This is a genomic window from Pasteurella skyensis (assembly GCF_013377295.1).
GTDB classification, from domain to species: domain Bacteria; phylum Pseudomonadota; class Gammaproteobacteria; order Enterobacterales; family Pasteurellaceae; genus Phocoenobacter; species Phocoenobacter skyensis.
This window is the reverse complement of sequence record NZ_CP016180.1, coordinates 1,732,200-1,751,966: the sequence shown is the minus strand read 5'-3', so window position 1 is coordinate 1,751,966 and position 19,767 is coordinate 1,732,200. Positions and strand designations below refer to the sequence as shown.

At 34.1% G+C, this 19,767-nt stretch carries 18 protein-coding genes; 12 read left to right on the top strand and 6 right to left on the bottom strand.

Going from position 1 to position 19,767, the window contains the following annotated elements; all coding sequences use genetic code 11:
* Positions 1–75 precede the first annotated feature (75 nt).
* The 3 genes from A6B44_RS08310 to A6B44_RS08300 are packed head-to-tail and all read left to right on the top strand — an operon-like array spanning position 76 to position 3,264.
* Complete coding sequence (locus A6B44_RS08310) at positions 76–585, top strand: MarR family transcriptional regulator (protein ID WP_176673499.1); 510 nt, start codon at positions 76–78, stop codon at positions 583–585.
* An 11-nt stretch (positions 586–596) separates the two neighbouring features.
* Positions 597–1,757: an EmrA/EmrK family multidrug efflux transporter periplasmic adaptor subunit gene (locus A6B44_RS08305; protein WP_090920326.1), complete on the top strand. Its 1,161-nt coding sequence runs from the start codon at positions 597–599 to the stop codon at positions 1,755–1,757.
* Positions 1,747–3,264 (top strand): DHA2 family efflux MFS transporter permease subunit, encoded by a 1,518-nt coding sequence (locus tag A6B44_RS08300; protein WP_090920323.1) that lies wholly within the window; start codon positions 1,747–1,749, stop codon positions 3,262–3,264. Before A6B44_RS08305 ends, A6B44_RS08300 begins: the two co-directional genes overlap by 11 nt.
* 67 nt (positions 3,265–3,331) lie before the next feature.
* Here the strand turns inward: A6B44_RS08300 and A6B44_RS08295 are convergent, their stop codons facing one another.
* The 4 genes from A6B44_RS08295 to metK all read right to left on the bottom strand — a co-directional run bounded on the left by A6B44_RS08295 (position 3,332) and on the right by metK (position 7,036).
* Positions 3,332–3,889: a DUF5625 family protein gene (locus A6B44_RS08295; protein ID WP_090920320.1), complete on the bottom strand. Its 558-nt coding sequence runs from the start codon at positions 3,887–3,889 to the stop codon at positions 3,332–3,334.
* Between the two features lie 147 nt (positions 3,890–4,036).
* A complete protein-coding gene (locus tag A6B44_RS08290) occupies positions 4,037–4,594 on the bottom strand; it encodes a hypothetical protein (protein WP_143054806.1) in 558 nt (185 codons plus the stop codon).
* Positions 4,595–5,029: 435 nt separating this feature from the next.
* Positions 5,030–5,584: a hypothetical protein gene (locus A6B44_RS08285; RefSeq protein ID WP_090920315.1), complete on the bottom strand. Its 555-nt coding sequence runs from the start codon at positions 5,582–5,584 to the stop codon at positions 5,030–5,032.
* Between the two features lie 297 nt (positions 5,585–5,881).
* On the bottom strand, positions 5,882–7,036 hold the full coding sequence (gene metK / locus A6B44_RS08280) for a methionine adenosyltransferase (RefSeq protein WP_090920312.1): 1,155 nt from the start codon (positions 7,034–7,036) through the stop codon (positions 5,882–5,884).
* 291 nt (positions 7,037–7,327) lie between these two features.
* Between metK and A6B44_RS08275 the strand changes: the two genes are divergently transcribed.
* Positions 7,328–8,926, top strand: coding sequence for an ABC transporter substrate-binding protein (locus A6B44_RS08275; protein ID WP_090920309.1), 1,599 nt, complete (start codon positions 7,328–7,330; stop codon positions 8,924–8,926).
* Between the two features lie 70 nt (positions 8,927–8,996).
* Here the strand turns inward: A6B44_RS08275 and thiQ are convergent, their stop codons facing one another.
* Entirely contained in the window at positions 8,997–9,626 is a 630-nt protein-coding gene (gene thiQ / locus A6B44_RS08270) for a thiamine ABC transporter ATP-binding protein (RefSeq protein ID WP_090920306.1), read from the bottom strand.
* Positions 9,623–11,221, bottom strand: a complete 1,599-nt coding sequence (gene thiP, locus A6B44_RS08265; RefSeq protein ID WP_090920303.1) for a thiamine/thiamine pyrophosphate ABC transporter permease ThiP — start codon at positions 11,219–11,221, stop codon at positions 9,623–9,625. The genes thiQ and thiP overlap by 4 nt, the downstream gene beginning before the upstream one ends.
* 257 nt (positions 11,222–11,478) lie before the next feature.
* Between thiP and A6B44_RS08260 the strand changes: the two genes are divergently transcribed.
* The 8 genes from A6B44_RS08260 to lysA all read left to right on the top strand — a co-directional run bounded on the left by A6B44_RS08260 (position 11,479) and on the right by lysA (position 19,711).
* Positions 11,479–11,736, top strand: a complete 258-nt coding sequence (locus tag A6B44_RS08260; RefSeq protein ID WP_090920300.1) for an HPr family phosphocarrier protein — start codon at positions 11,479–11,481, stop codon at positions 11,734–11,736.
* A gap of 76 nt (positions 11,737–11,812) precedes the next feature.
* Positions 11,813–13,540: a phosphoenolpyruvate-protein phosphotransferase PtsI gene (gene ptsI, locus A6B44_RS08255; protein WP_090920297.1), complete on the top strand. Its 1,728-nt coding sequence runs from the start codon at positions 11,813–11,815 to the stop codon at positions 13,538–13,540.
* 87 nt (positions 13,541–13,627) lie between these two features.
* The gene (gene crr, locus A6B44_RS08250; RefSeq protein WP_090920294.1) at positions 13,628–14,128 is read left to right on the top strand and encodes a PTS glucose transporter subunit IIA; all 501 of its coding nucleotides are present in this window, start codon (positions 13,628–13,630) and stop codon (positions 14,126–14,128) included.
* Between the two features lie 74 nt (positions 14,129–14,202).
* The gene (gene asd, locus A6B44_RS08245) at positions 14,203–15,093 is read left to right on the top strand and encodes an archaetidylserine decarboxylase (protein ID WP_090920290.1); all 891 of its coding nucleotides are present in this window, start codon (positions 14,203–14,205) and stop codon (positions 15,091–15,093) included.
* A 176-nt stretch (positions 15,094–15,269) separates the two neighbouring features.
* The gene (gene fabD / locus A6B44_RS08240; RefSeq protein WP_090920287.1) at positions 15,270–16,211 is read left to right on the top strand and encodes an ACP S-malonyltransferase; all 942 of its coding nucleotides are present in this window, start codon (positions 15,270–15,272) and stop codon (positions 16,209–16,211) included.
* A 10-nt stretch (positions 16,212–16,221) separates the two neighbouring features.
* Positions 16,222–16,950 carry a 3-oxoacyl-ACP reductase FabG gene (gene fabG, locus A6B44_RS08235; protein ID WP_090920284.1) on the top strand — a complete coding sequence of 243 codons (729 nt, stop codon included), beginning with the start codon at positions 16,222–16,224 and terminating at the stop codon, positions 16,948–16,950.
* 150 nt (positions 16,951–17,100) lie between these two features.
* Positions 17,101–18,366: a tRNA lysidine(34) synthetase TilS gene (gene tilS, locus A6B44_RS08230; protein ID WP_090920281.1), complete on the top strand. Its 1,266-nt coding sequence runs from the start codon at positions 17,101–17,103 to the stop codon at positions 18,364–18,366.
* Positions 18,367–18,499: 133 nt separating this feature from the next.
* Positions 18,500–19,711, top strand: coding sequence for a diaminopimelate decarboxylase (gene lysA, locus A6B44_RS08225; RefSeq protein WP_090920279.1), 1,212 nt, complete (start codon positions 18,500–18,502; stop codon positions 19,709–19,711).
* The last annotated feature ends 56 nt before the right edge of the window (positions 19,712–19,767 follow it).

Sequence of the window (19,767 nt, the reverse complement as noted above, 5' to 3'; positions counted from 1 at the left end):
TATAATTACTCCATTGATAGTAACGCAAGTTATTATATAATGAGTAACTAAATTATGACCAACAGGATTTATATTTTGAATAATAAATTTGATAAACAACTACAAAATATGCGAACGATGATCAATGAAAGTAATAAATATGCACCCGTTGATGAAATTGTGCTATCTCGATTAATGCTACATACCAATCAACTTTTTTTGGATAATCGTAATCGTTTATTAAAAGAATTTGGTTTAAACCATACGCAATTTTTAGCACTGGTCATTATTTATTACCAACCCAATCAGGAAATTCAGCCCTCTAAATTAAGTGCAATATTAGGTTCTTCTCGAACCAATATTACTCGTATTTCAGATGAGTTGGAGAAAAAAGATTGGCTATTTCGTCAATTGATAAAAGAAGATCGCCGCGCTTTCTCACTAAAATTAACAGAGTTAGGTAATCAATTTATGGCGGATTTTTTACCTAATCAATGGAAACTGATCAGTGAAACATTTTCTATTTTAAATGAACAAGAGCGGTCAGATTTAATGAAAATTTTGCAAAAATTGGCTATGCATATTGAAAATCAAGCAAAAGAGTAAGGATAAAAAAGATGTCAGAAACAGGATCAGATTTATCAAAGAAAAAGCAAAGAACAAAAACATTTAGTCTGTTCTTTGGGCTATTGTTTATTATCATCGTTATTGTTTCAATATGTTGGTTGTTCCTTTTTAAAGGCTATGAAACCACTGATGACGCTTATGTAGTCGGTAATCAAGTGATGATCACCCCTAAAGTCGCAGGTAATGTAGTACAAATTAATGTTGAAAATATGGATTTTGTACACAAAGGTGATGTTTTAGTGGTATTGGATAACAGTGATAAAGAACTGGCGTTAAAACAGGCAGAAACTGCATTGGCAAGTGCAGTACGCAATATTCAGCAACTCAACTACAGTGTAAAACAATTACAAGAAACGGTGAAAGGCAAACAAATCGCCCTTGCTCAAGCTAAAAGTGATTTGGCTCGTCGCCAAAAATTAGCCAAAACCCATTCTATCGATCAAGAAAGCGTACAACACGCTAAAGATAAAATGACAATGGCGTATGCGAATTTACAACTTGCCAAACTACAACTAGCCTCAAGCAAAGCCTTGTTACAACAAATGCCTTTAATCGAACAGCCAACTATTCAAAATGCTATCGCTTCTGTTAAACAGGCGTGGTTAAAATTAAAACGTACTCAAATTCTAAGCCCTGTGGAAGGATATGTTGCAAAACGCAATGTACAACTTGGAGCAAGTGTGGGAACAAACTCGCCATTAATGGCAATTATTCCGCCATATCAATTTTGGATTGATGCAAATTTTAAAGAAACACAATTAAAAAATATACGAATTGGACAGCCAGTTAAAATCACTGTTGATATGTATGGTGATGATGTTAAGTTTGACGGAAAAGTCACAGGTATTGCACTTGGTACTGGCAGTGCTTTTTCTCTATTGCCCGCTCAAAATGCCACTGGAAACTGGATTAAAATCACCCAGCGAGTGCCTGTAAGAATTGAATTAGATCCAAAACAGTTAGAAAAATATCCTCTGAGAATGGGCTTATCTGCCAGCGTAAAAATAGAGGTAACAAACAAAGATGGGGACGTATTATTGCAACAAAAACGTTCAACACCTCTTTATACAACAGATGCACTTGAATACGAGCAATCTGAAATTGAACAACGTATTTCACATATTATTAAACAGAATATAAATGAACACTAGTATGCTAAAAGGCGTAACATTAGTTATCCTCACCTTTGCATTAGGGTTTGCCACTTTTATGCAGGTGTTAGATTCTACTATTGCTAATGTGGCTATTCCCACTATTGTGGGTGATTTGGGTTCTTCAAGTTCACAAGGCACGTGGATCATCACCTCTTTTGGGGTCTCAAATGCTATTTCTATTCCGATTACAGGTTGGCTTGCAAAACGAGTGGGGGAAGTGAAATTATTTTTAATTTCGGTGTCACTTTTTACCCTTGCCTCTTGGTTATGCGGAATGTCAAACAGCTTAGAAATGCTATTAGTTTTTCGTGTTTTTCAAGGGCTGGTTTCAGGTCCATTAATTCCACTTTCTCAAAGTTTATTACTTAATAATTATCCCCCTGAAAAAAAATCAATGGCATTGGCGTTTTGGTCTATGATTTTAGTGATTGCCCCTGTTTTAGGTCCTATTTTAGGTGGTTGGATTAGTGATAATTTTCACTGGGGTTGGATTTTCTTTATCAATGTTCCTATTGGTATTTTTGTTGTTTTGACCTCAAAAACACTGCTTGCGAATAGGGAAACCAAAATTGTTCAGCAACCACTAGATACCATTGGTTTGGTGTTATTAGTGTTGGGTGTTAGTTGTTTTCAGTTAATGTTAGATCAAGGCAGAGAACAAGATTGGTTTAATTCAAATTTAATTATTTTATTAGCCGTTCTAGCGGTTACATTCTTTATTATTTTTGCAATTTGGGAATTTACCGAAAGCAATCCAATTATTGATATTACCCTATTTCGCTCACGTAATTTCACCATCGGCTGTTTAACCACCTGTATGGCGTATTTGCTCTATATTGGCTCAGTGGTACTTATGCCCATTTTACTGCAAACCGTCTATGGCTACTCCGCCACTTGGGCAGGTCTTGCCGCCTCTCCAATTGGACTATTACCTATTTTAGTCACCCCAATTATTGGAAAATTTGGTTATAAAATTGATATTCGCTACTTGGTGACATTTAGCTTTATTATGTACTCTTTTACATTTGGCTGGCGAGCCTTAACCTTTCAACCTGAAATGGATTTCAGCAATGTGGCATTTCCTCAATTTGTACAAGGTTTAGCCGTAGCCTGCTTTTTTATCTCACTCACCACCATCACCCTTTCAGGCTTACCCGCTGAAAAAATAGCCTCTGCCACCAGTTTATTTAATTTTCTGAGAACGCTAGCAGGCTCAATAGGAACCTCTATCAATATCACAATGTGGTATAACCGAGAAGCCCTACATCACGAACGTTTTGTTGAAGCAATCACACCCTACACCCCAAATGCACAGCAATACTATCAACAAATGGCTGAAATTGGGCTTAATGAAACAGCCGCCTCAGGGCAACTTTCAAGGGAAATTACTAAACAAGGATTAATTATTGCCGCCAATGAAGTCTTTTGGTTATCTGCGGTTATTTTCTTAGGATTAACCGTAATTATTTGGTTTGCAAAACCACCGTTTAGTTATAGAAGGTAATGTTGGGGAATTATAGCGGTACGATATTTATACTTTTTTGCAAGTTGGCAGATTTATTTCATAACTTCTACTTTCCATGATAAGGTATATAAAAATAAAAATTCATAAAAAGTTCTTTAAGTTTAGGAGAACCTCCTAAATACTGTACTTTTATAGTATATTCACCTGGTTCAAAATATTCAGATATTAAACTCACAGTTCTACCAAAACCTGCGACATTGCTTTCTGGGTTCTTAATTACTTTATTAACAATAATTTTACTTGTTTGTTTATTTATTATAAGGATATCTAGTTTTATATCTAATGGAGCTCGACGATAAGAACCATACTCTAAAAAATAACTACGCAATTTTTCATCATCTCCTTTTGCAGTAGAGCCCGTCCTTTTTGTAGCATAATACTCATTTAAATATACATCTAAAGCTAAAGTATGTTGATAATGAGATTTCTTTTTAACTTTAACATCAAAAGTAAAAACATCGCCTATTTTAGTAGGATTAAATATTCTATCTTTAGGAACTTCTCGAGGTAAGTTAATAGCAATCCAATACAGAATTGATAATAATATAGGAATAGCGAGCAATACTTTTAAAAGTAAATTGCATAATTTTCTTTTACTTTTCATTTTTTACCAAAGCTCCAATTTATTAATCTTTATCTGATAAAATGTATTGTTTAATTATAGCGGTACGATATTTATACTTTTTTGCAAGGTTTTTACGGATGAGAAATGTATCATTACTCATAGAGAATACTTCTATTCAGTTATAAACTATTTAAAATAGCTTGTTAACACTTTATTTATTAACAATAAATTACTACCATCATTTTTACATTCAACATCATTAAATCCTAATCCTATGTATGTTTTATAACGCCCCGTAATATAGGTAGAATGAAGTATGACTATATCGGTTTTAGTATCATAATATAGCCAATAACTTTCATTAAATAAATTATTTGCATTATCTGTATTTACATATTTAGCCAAAGAAATTTTAGGATTAAAACGCAATAACCGATATTTAGATCCTCTAAACATTATATATTTAAGATAACCTTTGATTTGATTACCACTACTATTAAAGTCTTCCTCTGTTGGAGAATACCAAGAGTCATTAATTTCTTTTAATGTGATTTTTGAAAAATCTAGATCTGGTCTACTTGACCGCCATTGTTCTTTAGAAAGATAAATTTCTACTCCTTTATCTCCTAACATTGCACACCTAATAGGAGTTGTAATTTCTGCTATGATCCACTCAAAACAAAATGGTAAAATACAAAGACTGCTAATAGTAAGAATTATTATACATTTTGGTGATACTTTCACTTTTGTTCTCCATTCGTTATTTATAGCGGTTAGATATTTATATTTTTTTGCAAAGTTTTTTAACTGAGTAGAGGCTATTAAGAAACGCTTATGCTTCGACAGGCTCAGCAACCGCTATCTTTTGATCCCTGAGCTTGTCGAAGGGTTTTTTTAATTGTATCTTGATACTTTCTAGTATTTAACGATTTAAGAAAGTTAATATATATTGTGTATATCTAAACGTTTAAACTGACTAAGCTGGAGGTTTATTATAAAAATCAACCAATTTACGATCTAATATCTCTGCTGTAAATTTACTATCTATAATCCAAATCTTACAAACATCAGTTGCTCTGCATACATCAGAGCTTTTTGAATCTCTCTTATGAATCTTTTTCTATTTTTACCATATAATAACTAACCATTTATATTTCATAAACAACCTCACTTTTATAATTAACTCACTAATTTGAAAATAGATAATATTACATATTCAATAATTGCAAAAAGTAATGCGGCAAAAAATAATGGGCATAAAAATAGAGCTAAAAACATTACAAAAATTGATATAACACCACCACTGAAATAAATTCTAGTACTATACCCTACTGTGTTCATAGCCATCATTAAATATATAATTCCTAAAGTATGAGAAAACACATAAACGACAACCCCTTGTAAAAAAGCTTTAGATGAAGAAAATTTTTCTCTATAGAAATCTCTATTTATTAAATAGAATATAAAAGTTAAGGGAAAGAATAAAAGATATCCTACAATAAAATAGGTTAATATTGATTTTGTTCTTAATGGATCTGTTGCTACTTTCTCAAAAAGTTCAAAAGATGGAGGAGTAAAACTTAAAGGAATATATTGAGAAAAATCTATCTTTAAAATAAAAATACTAATAAAAAAGAAAAGTATATAAAGGATCAGTAGGAATAATACAACTTTTCCAAAAATTCGATTATAGGGTAAATTATTTTGTTCAATTATATCAAGTTCTTCTTTCATTTTTACCCCAAATATAATTATTATAGCGGTTAGATATTTATACTTTTTTACAAATTTTTAGTTTTGAGAATGGATACTGGCAAATATAATATTTTAAGTTTTTTTATTTATCAATAGGGATTGTAAGGTTTTTTTAATGTAAAAAGAGTAGAGGTTACAAAAATAAAAATCATATTAACTTATTGTTTTAGAATAATTTATTAGTTTTTTATAAGGTGGTATTAAGAGGTGATAGCGGTATGATCTAATCAAAAATTTGCAAATTTCGATCAACATCGTACCGCTTGATTTTGTAAATTATTTCAATCCTGCTTCAAAACGTAAAATATCGGCTTTGTCAGTTTTTTCCCAAGGGAAATGCTCACGTCCAAAGTGTCCGTAAGCGGCAGTTTCACGGTAAATGGGTTTAATTAGATCTAACATTTGAATTAAGCCGTAAGGACGTAAATCAAAATGCTGACGCACTAAGCGAACTAACACTTCATTACTTACTTTACCTGTTCCAAAGGTTTCTACCATTATTGAGGTTGGATCTGCGACACCTATTGCATAAGAAAGCTGAATTTCACAACGATCTGCTAAACCAGCGGCTACAATATTTTTCGCCACATAACGAGCGGCATAAGCAGCACTGCGATCAACTTTTGATGGATCTTTACCAGAGAATGCACCGCCACCGTGACGAGCCGCACCACCGTAAGTATCAACAATAATTTTACGTCCTGTTAAGCCACAGTCACCCATTGGACCGCCAATAACAAAACGCCCTGTTGGATTAATAAAATATTTGGTATCTTTACTTAACCATTCACTTGGCAAAATAGGTTTGATAATTTCTTCCATTACCCCTTCGTGAAGATCTTTTTGAGAAACGGTGTCTGAGTGCTGAGTTGAAAGTACTACGGCATCAATGCCTTTAATTTTGTTATCTTCATAAATAAAGGTTATTTGGCTTTTTGCATCAGGACGTAACCAATTTAATTTACCACTTTTACGTACTTCTGCTTGTTTTTGCATTAATAAGTGAGCATAGGTAATTGGTGCTGGCATTAATACGTCAGTTTCATTGGTCGCATAGCCAAACATAATGCCTTGATCCCCCGCGCCTTGTTCAAAAGGATCAGTTCTATCAACACCTTGATTAATATCAGGAGATTGTTTACCAATTGCATTTAATACAGCACAAGAATGGGCATCAAAGCCCATATCAGAATGAGTATACCCAATATCGCAAATCACTTCTCGAGTTAGACTTTCAATATCGACCCAAGCCGTTGTGGTAATTTCACCGCCCACTAATGCCATACCTGTCTTTACATAAGTTTCACAAGCTACACGTGCTTTTGGATCTTGTTTTAATATTTCATCTAAAACTGCATCAGAGATTTGATCTGCAATTTTATCAGGGTGTCCTTCTGAAACAGATTCTGAAGTAAATAAATTTATCGCCATTAAGTTATTCCTTAGTTTTTCCTTAATATCAAGTAGGTTTACAAAATACCTAAGCGGTAACATTTTGCAAAATTTTTACAATATCTTACCGCTTATTTATAATTGTTCAGAGGTTTAAACATCTAGACGTCTATAATATATTTTTTAAGTAAAAATCGCAAATTATTTTTGAACACAACAGAGGAGTGTAGATTTTTATATAATTTTCACATAAGATAGGTTGTTTGGTTATTTGTAAAGCAATTGTTTAGCAGGTATCCTCAATACGATATTCTCACCTTTGGAGGTTCTATGAAACTAAGTTCAAAATTTTCTTTAATTGCTGCAACACTGTTGTTTACAGGTGTTGTTCAGGCAAAAGATAAAACATTTTTTTATTGTATAGATAAAGCACCAAAAGGTTTTAGCCCTATATTATTGATAGACGGTAAAACTTATAATGCAACATCTCAACAAATTTATAATCGTTTAATCGAATTTAAACGAGGAACAACGGATATTGAACCTGCTTTGGCGGAGAGCTGGGATATTAGTGATGATGGTTTAACCTATATTTTTCATTTACGTAAAGGGGTGAAGTTCCATTCGAGTAAACTCTTTAAACCAAGTCGTGACTTTAATGCTGATGATGTCATTTTTTCATTTCAACGTATGTTAGATGAAAATCATCCTTTCCATAATGTGTCAAATGGTACTTATCCTTACTTCAAAGGAATGGGTTTTCATAAGTTATTAAAATCAGTTAAAAAATTAGATGATAATACAGTTGAAATTCAATTAAGTAAGCCTGATGCGACTTTCTTAGCGAGTTTGGGAATGGATTTTACATCGATTCATTCTGCAGAGTATGCCGATAAAATGATGAAAGCAGGCAAGCCTGAAACCATTGATAAATTGCCTATTGGTACAGGGCCTTTTGTATTTGCAGGGTATAAAAAAGATCAAAAAATTCGTTATTTTGCGAATAAAGAATATTGGAAAGGGAAGGCTGATTTTGATCGTTTGATTATTGATATCGTTCCAGATGCGACTACGCGTTATGCAAAATTGATTAAACAAGAGTGTGATCTTATTGAATTTCCAAATCAAAATGATCTGAAAAAAATGGAGCAAAATCCTGATTTAAAATTATTAAGATACAAAGGAATGAATGTATCTTATATTGCGTTTAACAGTGAAAGTCCTATTTTGAGCAATCTTAAAGTTCGTCAGGCGTTAAATTATGCGGTAGACAGAAAAGCGATTATTGACATTGTTTATAAAGGTTTTGGCGTTCAAGCAAAAAATCCATTAGCACCGACAGTTTGGGGTTATAACGATGACATTGAGCCGTATAAGCAAGATCTTGCCAAAGCTAAGCAATTACTGGCAGAAGCAGGTTATCCTGATGGCTTTACAATGAAATTGTTAATGAATGATCAGAAAAAAGGGGCGTCATTGCCAGAACCAGGTAAGTTAGCGACATTAATTCAGTCTGACTGGGAGAAAATTGGGGTCAAAGTAGAGTTAATGAATGAAGTGCTTAAATATAGACAACGTGCGAGATTAGGTAATTTTGATGCAGTCATATCGGGTTGGTCTGGTGATAATGGTGATCCAGATAATTTCTTATCACCTCTTTTAAGTTGTGAGAGTATTGGTATTAATAACTATGGACATTTCTGTAATAAAGAATATGATGCGTTATTAACTAAGGCTAAAAGTACATCAAATAAAGAAGAGAGAGCAAAACTTTATAAACAAGCTCAAGTTATTGTTAGACAACAAATGCCTTGGGTAACCGTTGCTCACTCGACCATTGTTGTGCCAACAAGTAAGCGAGTGGTAGGCTATAAAACCAGTCCATTCGGTTATGTTTATTTATATGGTACTAAACTAGCAGATAAATAATAGTTTCATTATCAATGAGATGAAATATGAATACAGTATTTGTATTTCATCTCATTTCTTTTATTGTGACTTAATTGCGTCCTTTTCCATTTTCAATTTTTATTACTTCATCAAACAGATCTCGCACTTCATCAAGTTGATGGGTTACCATTAATAAGGTGATATTGTGCTGTTCACATAATTCTGCAACCAATTTTTGCAACTCTTGACGACGTGGTAGATCGAGGGCAGAGAAAGGTTCATCCAGTAATAAAATGGGTTTGTGTTGTAATAGTGTTCTGGCAAGTGCGACACGTTGTTTTTGTCCCCCTGAAAGGCTATTGCAACGACGTTCAAGTAATTCGGTTATGCCCATTTGAGAGGCAATGGTATTGACTTTTTGTTGTTGTGTTGGTGTCAGTTTTAAGCGAGGAACTAAACCTAATCCAATATTTTGTGATACGGTTAAATGGGGGAAAATATTGTTATCTTGAAATAGCATTGCAACAGGACGTTGTGCAACGGTTGTATTAAAGTAATTTTCTCCATTGAGCCATAATTCTCCAGTGCTAGCTTGTTCAAAGCCTGCAATTAAATTGAGTAGCGTACTTTTTCCTGCTCCACTTTCTCCTACAATGGCAATTTTTTGCCCTTTGGCAATGTTTAATTTGAATTGCATTGGCATTTGTAGATAATTGAATTTAAGGTTGAGCTTGATCATTTGTGGTTCTCTGTTGATTTTATAAAGGTATCTTGCCTAATACATAAAAAAGGCAATAAAGCACTTAGCATTAAAATTAACGCTGTTACTGCTGCATCTTCTGTATGATAACTGCCTAGTTGCTGGTAAAGCAAGTAGGGGAGTGAGCTAAAGTCTGGGCTACCAAAAAAAGCAATCACTGAAAAACTCCCTAAACTGGCAGACATAGCAAAGGAGAATGCATTAGTAAGTGGTTTAATGAGGTAGGGTTTTTCTACTATTTTCCAACGGTTAAAGCCAGTTAAATTCAAGCTACGAGCCAGTTTATCGTGGCGAACAAATGCGTAATACATTGGTGAAAAAATTAAGCGATAAATATAGGGTAACAGCACTAATCCATTACATATGCCGACAATAAGGAGTAATTGTAACATAGAAAGTTCCACTTCCATAAAGAGTAAAAATAATCCGACTGCCAGTAGAAACACCGGTAAAATAAGAGGGTAAGTGGTCACTCCAGAGAGAATACTTTGGGGTATTTTTTTGTGTAAAAAAGCGAGTTGGCGACTTTCTAATGCAATGATATAGGTAATTGAAATAACACTCACAGAGGCAATTAAACTAATGGCAATGGAATAGCTAAATGCAATCCAAAGAGAAGGGTTTAGCAATCTATGCATAAAATGAGAGACTGAAATGCCTTCCCATATTACATTTATAAGCGGTACGATGATCGCAAAAATTTGCAAAAATAGTATGCTTTGTAAAAAATATTTAGACCAACCAATAGGGGTAGGTTTCCAGAAGGGTATCTGTGCGCCTTTTATTTTTGAATGGAAGGCATATTTGGTTGAAATATCCATTGCAATTTGGAGGAATAATCCAATGAAAATCTGTATGCCAATTAAAATAATTGCTTTTGCAAAATCAAACTCAAAAGTGACCGCTTGATAAATGGCCACTTCTAAGGTGCTATATTTAGGGCTTCCTCCTAGCATTAATACGATAGGGAAACTGGTAAAACAAAGCAGAAAAACATTGGTAAAAGCGTAGGGTAGAATACCTTTTAAAGTGGGTAACTCTATTATTTTAAAATAGTGCCAGTTTTTTAATCCCAACTGTGCGGCCAGTTTATGCTGATTGGGCGAAATTAAGCTTAATCCTTCCATCGTGTATTTTGCGACTAATGGAATGTTTAAGAAAAGATGTGCAATCAAGATTCCAGTTAATCCATATAGCGAAAAAGACCATTCTATTCCTAACCAGTGACAAAGTTGTGATAACCAACCTGAATTTCCCCACACGCCAATAATGGCAAAAATAACCACTAGGGATGGCAGTGACCATACGAAAGTCACAAGTTTATAGAGCAGTGGTTTTGTTTTAAAATCTAAATAGAAAAAAGCACGCCCTAGTAACACACCAAGTAGCGTTGAAAGTAGCGTTGACAGAGTGGCTTGCCATAAACTGTATTTAACAATACGTAAGCTCTCTGATATATTCCAAAAAGTAGTTTGATTGGCATACGAGATTAGCGCATACAGACTTACGCCATATAAAGATATAATCAGTATATAGAGCAACCAAGCTGTGTATTTTGTGAGGTAACGTAACATAATTTAAAAATGTAAAATAAAACGGTTTGATCTTAACAGTTTTTTGTAGAATTATCTTAAAATGATACTGAAATTTTATTTTTGAGTATTACAAAATAGATACTTTTGATACAAAATATCTATTAAATTTGATTTAATTAAATAAAAATTCATTTTTTTGAATGTTTTTTTTATTGATTTGTAGTAAAGTTACAGAGATTTTGAAAGAAGAATCAAAAAACAAATTTTATTACTGTAGAAATTAAGAGGATTAATTTATGTATTCAAAAGATGTAGAGATCATTGCACCAAACGGCTTACACACGCGTCCAGCGGCTGAGTTTGTTAAAGCAGCAAAAGGGTTTACTTCAAGTATTACTGTAACGGTAGATGGTAAAAGTGCAAGCGCAAAAAGTTTGTTTAAATTACAAACTCTAGGCTTAACACAAGGAACTGTTATTTCAATCTCTGCAGAAGGGGAAGATGAACAGAAAGCTGTAGATTTTTTAGTGGATTTAATCCCTACTTTAGAGTAATTTTTCTACCACAAAACAACTTTCTTGCTACAGAAAGTTGTTTTGTTATATTCGTTATATAAAACAAGGATACATTATGATTTCTGGTATCACTGCCTCTCCAGGCGTAGTATTTGGTAAAGCGCTTGTCTTAAAAGAAGAACCTATTGTTCTTAATACTCATAAAATTTTACCTACCCAAGTTGAAGCGGAAAAAGCAAAGTTTTTTGAAGGTCGTGAAAAAGCAGCGGCTCAATTAACTGCGATAAAAGAAAAAGCAAGACGTACACTTGGCGAAGAAAAAGAAGCTATTTTTGAAGGTCATTTAATGATCTTAGAAGATGAAGAGCTTGAAGAAGAAATTTTAGCTTATATGGAAGAAAATCTTGTTACAGCGGATGTTGCAACAAGTAAAGTGATAAATATGCAAGTTTCAATGCTCGCTGATCTTGATGATGAATATTTAAAAGAGCGTGCGGGTGATATGAGTGATATTGGTAACCGTTTGTTACGCAATATTTTGGGTATGACAATTGTTGATTTAGGTGATATTCAAGAAGAAGTTATCCTTGTAGCTTATGATTTAACGCCATCAGAAACGGCGCAGTTAAACCTTGATAAAGTATTGGGTTTCATTACTGATATTGGCGGTCGTACTTCTCATACTTCCATTATGGCTCGTTCATTAGAATTACCAGCTATTGTGGGAACAAACAATATTACTTCTCTCGTTAATAGTGGAGATATGTTAATTCTTGATGCAGAAAATAATGCGGTGCATATTAATCCTGAAAAAGAGTTAATAGAACAATTTAAAGCATTAAAAGCGAAAGTTGAACAAGAAAAAGTAGAATTAGCAAAATTAAAAGATTTACCAGCAGAGACCCTAGACGGTCATCATATTGAAGTGGCATCAAATATTGGAACAATTCGTGATGTTGATGGTGCGTTACGTAACGGTTCCGAGGCTATTGGTTTATATCGTACAGAATTTTTATTTATGGATCGTTCTGCTCTTCCAACAGAAGAAGAGCAATTTGAAGCCTATAAAGAAATTGTACAAGCAATGGATGGTAAACGTGTTATTTTACGTACAATGGATATTGGTGGTGATAAAGAATTACCTTATATGGACTTCCCTAAAGAAATGAATCCATTTTTAGGCTGGCGTGCTGTTCGTATAGGTTTGACTGATGAATATAGCCATATTTTAAAAGATCAATTACGAGCAGTATTACGTGCTTCAGCATTTGGGAAACTTGCAGTAATGTTCCCAATGGTTATTTCAGTAGAAGAAATTCGTATGTTGAAAGGCTTAATTGAAGAGTTTAAAGCTGAATTACGTACTGAGAATGTGGCTTTTGATGAAAACCTTGAAATTGGTGTAATGGTTGAAACGCCATCTGCGGCAATCAATGCTCGTCATTTAGCGAAAGAAGTGGATTTCTTTAGTATTGGAACCAATGACTTAACCCAGTATCTCTTAGCAGTGGATCGTGGAAATGAATATATCGCTCATCTTTATAATCCATTAGCCCCGTCAGTTTTAAATGTAATCAAGCAAATTATTGATGCGTCACATAAAGAAGGTAAGTGGACAGGTATGTGTGGTGAGCTTGCTGGAGATGAACGTGCTGCAGCATTATTACTTGGTATGGGATTAGATGAATTTAGTATGAGTGCAATTTCAGTTCCTCGTATTAAAAAATTGGTACGTAATATGAATTATGCAGAGGCAAAAATATTAGCCGATAAAGCATTAGCTTGTCCAACAGCCCAAGAGATTGAACAACTAGTGGATAGTTTTTACGAAAAATTAAACTAAATACTTACAAATGGTCTATTTTTGTATAGAATATACTTAGTTTTTATATTTTAGATATTATTAAGTCCCAACATACAGGAGATTATTATGGGTTTTTTAGATAAGTTATTTGGTTCAAAAAAAACAGAAGCCAAAGAAGTAAAAATTTATGCACCACTTACTGGTGAAATCGTCAGTCTTGAAGATGTGCCTGATGTGGTTTTCTCTGAAAAAATAGTCGGTGACGGTGTTGCAGTTCGTCCAACAGGGGATACGTTAGTTGCACCAGTAAACGGTACCATTGGTAAAATTTTTGAAACTAATCACGCATTCTCTATTGAATCAGAAGATGGTGTTGAGTTGTTTGTCCATTTTGGTGTAGATACTGTTGAGTTAAAAAGTGAAGGTTTTACTCGTATTGCAGCGGAAGGTCAAAAAGTGAAAGTAGGTGATCCTATTATTAAATTTGATTTAGCACTACTTGAAGAAAAAGCAAAATCAGTATTAACACCAGTTGTGATTTCAAATATGGATGAAATCAGCAATTTAGTGAAAAAATCAGGTGATGTCGTTGAAGGTAAAACAGTTGTTTTAACGTTAACTAAATAATTTACCGATTATTTTAGGATAAACAAACCACGGTAAATACCGTGGTTTTTGTGTTTTAATCAGTAGGAGATAAAATGAATTACCAATCTTATCCAGCTCCAAGTTATTTACAAAAATTAAAAATTGCAGTGCATTATATATTGCCACAGCTTGCTTTAACCCAAGTTGCAGGTTGGTTTGCAGAAAAAAAATGGGGAGTGGTCACTCATACGATTATTAATGTATTTGCGAAATTTTATAAAGTGAATTTATCAGAAGCAGAAAAAGAAAAACCACAAGATTACGCTTCTTTTAACGAATTTTTTATTCGTCCACTGAAAGCAAATGCCCGCCCTATCGTTGAACAGAAAAACGCTCTTTGTTTCCCAGCTGACGGTAAAGTAAGCCAATTAGGGCAGATTAAAGATAATCAATTACTTCAAGCAAAAGGGCATAATTTTACGTTAGAAACCTTACTTGCGAATGATGATGAATTAGTTGAAAAATTCCGAAATGGACAATTTATTACCACCTATTTATCACCAACAGATTACCATCGTGTACATATGCCTTGTGACGGTGTATTACGTAAAATGATTTATGTACCGGGTGAGCTTTTTTCTGTTAATCCATTTTTAGCAAACCATATCCCTGATTTATTTGCTCGTAACGAACGTGTCATTTGTGAATTTGATACTGAATTTGGTTCAATGGTACAAATTTTGGTGGGAGCGACCATTACGGCGAGTATGAGTACCGTTTGGGCAGGTGTAATTAATCCACCTCGTTCAAAAGAGGTAAAAGTATGGGAATATTCAGCAGAAAGTGAAGAGGCTATTTCATTGAAAAAAGGACAAGAAATGGGTGCTTTCCGTTTAGGGTCTACGGTGATCAACTTATTCCCACAAAGTAAAATTGAATTAGATAGTTCACTTGTTGAAGGAAGTGGAACAAAAATGGGTGAGAAGCTCGGTATTCAATTATAATTTTACTGACAAGCGGTGGGATAATATAAATTTTTTGCAAAATTTATTGAAAATCATACCGCTTGTTTTAGATTTTTTTCACTATTAACTGGTTTGATGTCTTTTTATTTCATCACAAAATGACATTAGTTATTTTATAATAGCCAGTGAAATCAATAAGTAACAAAGGATATAAAATGACAAATTTTGCAATGATTTTTCCAGGTCAAGGTTCACAATCAATCGGTATGTTAAGTGAACTTGCAACTCAATTCCCAATCGTAGAAGAAACATTTAAAGAAGCGTCCCAAGTGTTAGGTTACGATTTATGGGATCTTGTTCAAAATGGTTCTGCAGAACAATTAAATGAAACCCATCGCACTCAACCCGCACTGTTAACGAGTTCTGTGGCGATTTATCGTGTATGGCAACAACAATATCCAGATTTGAAACCAAGTGTAATGGCAGGACATAGTTTAGGGGAATATTCCGCTTTAGTGTGTGCGGGCGTTATTCCTTTTCAAGATGCAGTAAAATTAGTGGAATTACGTGGTCAATTTATGCAACAAGCCGTGCCAGCAGGTACTGGGGCAATGTATGCAATTATTGGTTTAGATAATGAAACGATTATTAAAGCTTGTGAGCAGGCTCAAAGTCAAGCAAATGCAGGTGAAGTGGTATCTGCGGTAAACTTTAATTCTGTTGGACAAGTGGTGATTGCAGGTTCTAAAGATGCAGTAGAAAAAGCGGCTGAATTATGTAAAGAAGCAGGGGCAAAACGCACGTTACCTTTAGCCGTAAGCGTGCCCTCACATTGTGCATTGATGAAACCAGCAGCAGATAAACTGGCAGAAGAATTAGTTAAAATTGAATTTTCAGCTCCGCAAATTCCCGTTATCAATAATGTAAATGTGGCGGTTGAAACTAATGTGGCGAGTATTCGTTTAGCGTTAATTGAACAACTTTACAGTCCTGTTCGTTGGACGGAAACTGTGGAAAAAATGGCAGAGCAAGGTGTGGGAACACTTTATGAAATTGGTGCTGGCAAAGTATTGACAGGTTTAACCAAACGTATTGTGAAAACCTTAAATGCTCAAGCTGTGAATGATATTGCTTCATTAGAAGCAGTTAAAAAATAAGGAAATTAAAATGACAAAAAAAATTGCATTAGTCACAGGCGCGACTCGTGGTATTGGGCGAGCAATTGCACAAGAATTAGTGACCAAAGGGCATTTTGTTATTGGTACTGCTACTTCTGAAAATGGGGCAAAGACTATTTCTAACTATTTAGGTGAAAATGGTCAGGGTTTAGTATTAAATGTGGCTGATGAAACCTCTATTGAAACCGTGTTAAAACAAATTAAAACTGAATTTGGTGATATTGATGTATTAGTCAATAATGCAGGTATCACGCGTGATAATCTGTTGATGCGAATGAAAGAGGATGAGTGGTTTGATATTATGCAAACAAACTTAACGTCGGTATTCCGTTTATCAAAAGCTGTATTGCGAGCAATGATGAAAAAACGTTTTGGACGTATTATTACTATTGGTTCGGTAGTTGGTTCAATGGGAAATCCAGGTCAAACTAACTATTGTGCAGCAAAAGCAGGTTTAGTAGGTTTTTCAAAATCTTTAGCTAAAGAAGTGGCGGCTCGTGGCATTACGGTAAACGTCGTTGCACCGGGTTTTATTGCGACAGATATGACCGAAGAGCTAAATGAAGATCAGAAAAATGCTATTTTAAGCCAAATCCCAGCAGGTCAATTAGGGCAAGCAGAGGATATTGCTAAAGCGGTGGCGTTTTTGGCTTCTGAAGATGCCGCTTACATTACAGGGGAAACCTTGAATGTTAACGGTGGTTTATATATGAGCTAATAGATTTAGCATTGTAGGGGAGGATTGAATGGGCAACGCGAATGGAATATCCTCCCGTTAATTTATTCATAACAGTTCGGGAGCATATACGCAAACAAGTTTGCTAATACTCCCCTACATTTTGATTATACAATTTTTTTATAAAACAAAATGCTTCTTCAATTTCAAAAAAAATTACATAAACTTACCACACCATCACAGAAGCTACTCGTAGCATTAAGTGGCGGTGTGGATTCTGTTGTTTTGTTAGACTTGCTTTGCAAAACGCATTGTAAAACAAAATTGAGAGCCATTTATATACATCACGGTTTAAGCAAAAATGCAGATGATTGGGCAGACTTTTGTCAGCAATTTTGTGAGCAAAGACACATTGAATGTATTATTAAAAGAGTGATTTTTGATCCTACTAAAAATATTGAAAATAGTGCAAGAAAAGCACGTTATCAGGCATTTAGAGAAACTATTTTAAGTGATGAAATGCTAGTAACGGCACACCACTTAGATGACCAAGCGGAAACTTTTTTTCTTGCGTTAAAGCGTGGCAATGGTTTAAAAGGATTATCTGCAATGCAAGACATTAGCCATTCACATGGCTTTACACTATTGCGTCCATTACTTGCATTTTCTAAACACGATCTTACCGCTTATGCAAAACAAAATCAGTTAAATTGGGTTGAAGATGAAAGTAATTTTAATACTAATTATGATCGCAATTTTTTGCGCCAAGAAGTGTTGCCATTATTAAACCAACGCTGGAAGCAATTTCCTAAAATGGTTTCTCGTAGTGCAAAACATTGCGAAAATCAGCAATTATTGTTAGAAGAATTATTAAATGATGAATTATATAAAATTGCAAATTTTGCAAAAAAATCATTAAATGTGACCGCTTTCCCTCAATTCTCAATATTGAAACAACAACAATTATTGCGTTTATGGTTAGAAAAATGCAATGTTACAATGCCAAGTGTGGTTCAGTTGGAACAATTGATGAATTTTATTGATATTCCAGCAGATAAAAATCCACAATTAAAATTAGGGAAGCATATTGTTCGTCGTTATCAATCACAGCTTTTTGTTACTGATGAAGTGATAGCTATTTCTCCTTTTTCTGTAAACCTTTCTCTCAATCAAAATATCATATTACCTCATAGCTCTGCAGAGGTTACCCATTTAGGTGATCATCTTTTTTGCAAATTTTCACAACAAAGTAACCGCTTCAAATTACCTATAGAACTTATTAATCAAACATTAGAAATTAGATTAGGTTGTGTTGGGAAAGTAAAATTACATAATAAATCACAACGTGAAGAGATGAAAAAAATTTGGCAACAAAATCAAATTCCTACGTGGTTACGTTCTCAAACGCCAGTGGTATTTTTTGAAGATCAGTATGTGATGGTGTTGAAACAAGACTAATGTTGGTTGATTTGTGTGCAAAGTGCGTAATTGTTTACATTAAATTGGATTTAATGACAGAATAGTGTTGATCCTCGTTTATTTTTCACTACAATGGGGGTTTTATTAAAATTATTATAGTGGAGCAAACACAATGAATTCTCAGGATTTACAATCAATTGCACAAGAGTTTGGGCTACCCGTTTTTGTGTATGATGCGCATAAAATCACATCACAATATCAGCGATTAACAAGTGCATTCTCGAATGTGTCAAAATTAAAAATACACTATGCTGTGAAAGCACTTTCTAATATTTCGGTTTTAGCGCTACTTAAAAAATTAGGTAGTTGTGTTGATACTGTCTCCATTGGAGAGGTGCAAATGGCACTTAAAGCTGGTTTTGAACCTCATCAAATTATATTTACACCAAATGGCGTTTCACTGTTAGAAATTGAAACAGTTGCTGAGTATGGTGTGCAGATCAATATTGATAATTTAAGTACTCTTGAAGAATTTGGCGAAAAACATCCTGAAATTCCTGTTTGCGTTCGTATTAATCCACATATTATGGCTGGAGGAAACTCTAATATTTCTGTTGGTCATATTGATTCAAAGTTTGGTATTAGTATTCATCAGCTGCCTCTTATTTTACGTATTGTAGAAAATACAGGAATGGATATTAATGGCATACATATGCATACAGGTTCAGATATTTTAGATATTGAGGTTTTTTTACAAGCAGCTGAAATTTTATTTGATACCGCAATACAATTCCCCGATTTAGAATTTATTGATTTTGGTAGTGGTTTTAAAGTTCCGTATAAAAAAGATGATATTGAAACAGATATTGAGCTTTTAGGGGAAGAGCTTGGGGCTAGATTTAATAAGTTTTGTGCTGAATATGGACGAGAGTTAACCCTTGCGTTTGAACCTGGTAAGTTTTTGGTGAGTGAATCTGGGTATTTCTTAGCACAGGTAAATACAATTAAACAAACAACGTCTACGGTTTTTGCACAAATTGATAGTGGTTTTAACCACCTAATGCGTCCAATGCTTTATGGTGCATATCATCATATAACCAATATTTCGAACATAGATGGTAAGTTAAGATTTTATTCAGTCGTTGGCTATATTTGTGAGTCAGATACTTTTGCTTCTAATCGTCGTATTGCAGAAATTAAACAAGGAGATATTTTGTGTTTCCACAATGCGGGTGCATATTGTTTTATGATGTCTAATAATTATAACTCACGTTTACGCCCAGCAGAGGTTTTATGGCACAATGGTAAAGCTCATCTTATTCGTGAACAGGAAACCTTTGAAGATTTGATTGCACATCAGAAATTAGTAGAACTAGATGTTTAATTGATCTGCTATGTTTAGAACAAAAAATGCACTGAGTGATGATTATGTCCTCAGTG

Excerpts from the sequence above, each read along its gene's own strand:
- thiP (WP_090920303.1), bottom strand. The coding sequence starts at position 11,221 with ATGTTACGTTACCTCACAAAATACACAGCTTGGTTGCTCTATATACTG.
- tilS (WP_090920281.1), top strand. The coding sequence starts at position 17,101 with ATGCTTCTTCAATTTCAAAAAAAATTACATAAACTTACCACACCATCA.
- fabG (WP_090920284.1), top strand. The coding sequence starts at position 16,222 with ATGACAAAAAAAATTGCATTAGTCACAGGCGCGACTCGTGGTATTGGG.
- A6B44_RS08295 (WP_090920320.1), bottom strand. The coding sequence starts at position 3,889 with ATGAAAAGTAAAAGAAAATTATGCAATTTACTTTTAAAAGTATTGCTC.
- thiQ (WP_090920306.1), bottom strand. The coding sequence starts at position 9,626 with ATGATCAAGCTCAACCTTAAATTCAATTATCTACAAATGCCAATGCAA.
- fabD (WP_090920287.1), top strand. The coding sequence starts at position 15,270 with ATGACAAATTTTGCAATGATTTTTCCAGGTCAAGGTTCACAATCAATC.
- A6B44_RS08300 (WP_090920323.1), top strand. The coding sequence starts at position 1,747 with ATGAACACTAGTATGCTAAAAGGCGTAACATTAGTTATCCTCACCTTT.
- ptsI (WP_090920297.1), top strand. The coding sequence starts at position 11,813 with ATGATTTCTGGTATCACTGCCTCTCCAGGCGTAGTATTTGGTAAAGCG.
- asd (WP_090920290.1), top strand. The coding sequence starts at position 14,203 with ATGAATTACCAATCTTATCCAGCTCCAAGTTATTTACAAAAATTAAAA.
- lysA (WP_090920279.1), top strand. The coding sequence starts at position 18,500 with ATGAATTCTCAGGATTTACAATCAATTGCACAAGAGTTTGGGCTACCC.
- A6B44_RS08275 (WP_090920309.1), top strand. The coding sequence starts at position 7,328 with ATGAAACTAAGTTCAAAATTTTCTTTAATTGCTGCAACACTGTTGTTT.
- A6B44_RS08285 (WP_090920315.1), bottom strand. The coding sequence starts at position 5,584 with ATGAAAGAAGAACTTGATATAATTGAACAAAATAATTTACCCTATAAT.
- A6B44_RS08305 (WP_090920326.1), top strand. The coding sequence starts at position 597 with ATGTCAGAAACAGGATCAGATTTATCAAAGAAAAAGCAAAGAACAAAA.
- A6B44_RS08260 (WP_090920300.1), top strand. The coding sequence starts at position 11,479 with ATGTATTCAAAAGATGTAGAGATCATTGCACCAAACGGCTTACACACG.
- crr (WP_090920294.1), top strand. The coding sequence starts at position 13,628 with ATGGGTTTTTTAGATAAGTTATTTGGTTCAAAAAAAACAGAAGCCAAA.
- metK (WP_090920312.1), bottom strand. The coding sequence starts at position 7,036 with ATGGCGATAAATTTATTTACTTCAGAATCTGTTTCAGAAGGACACCCT.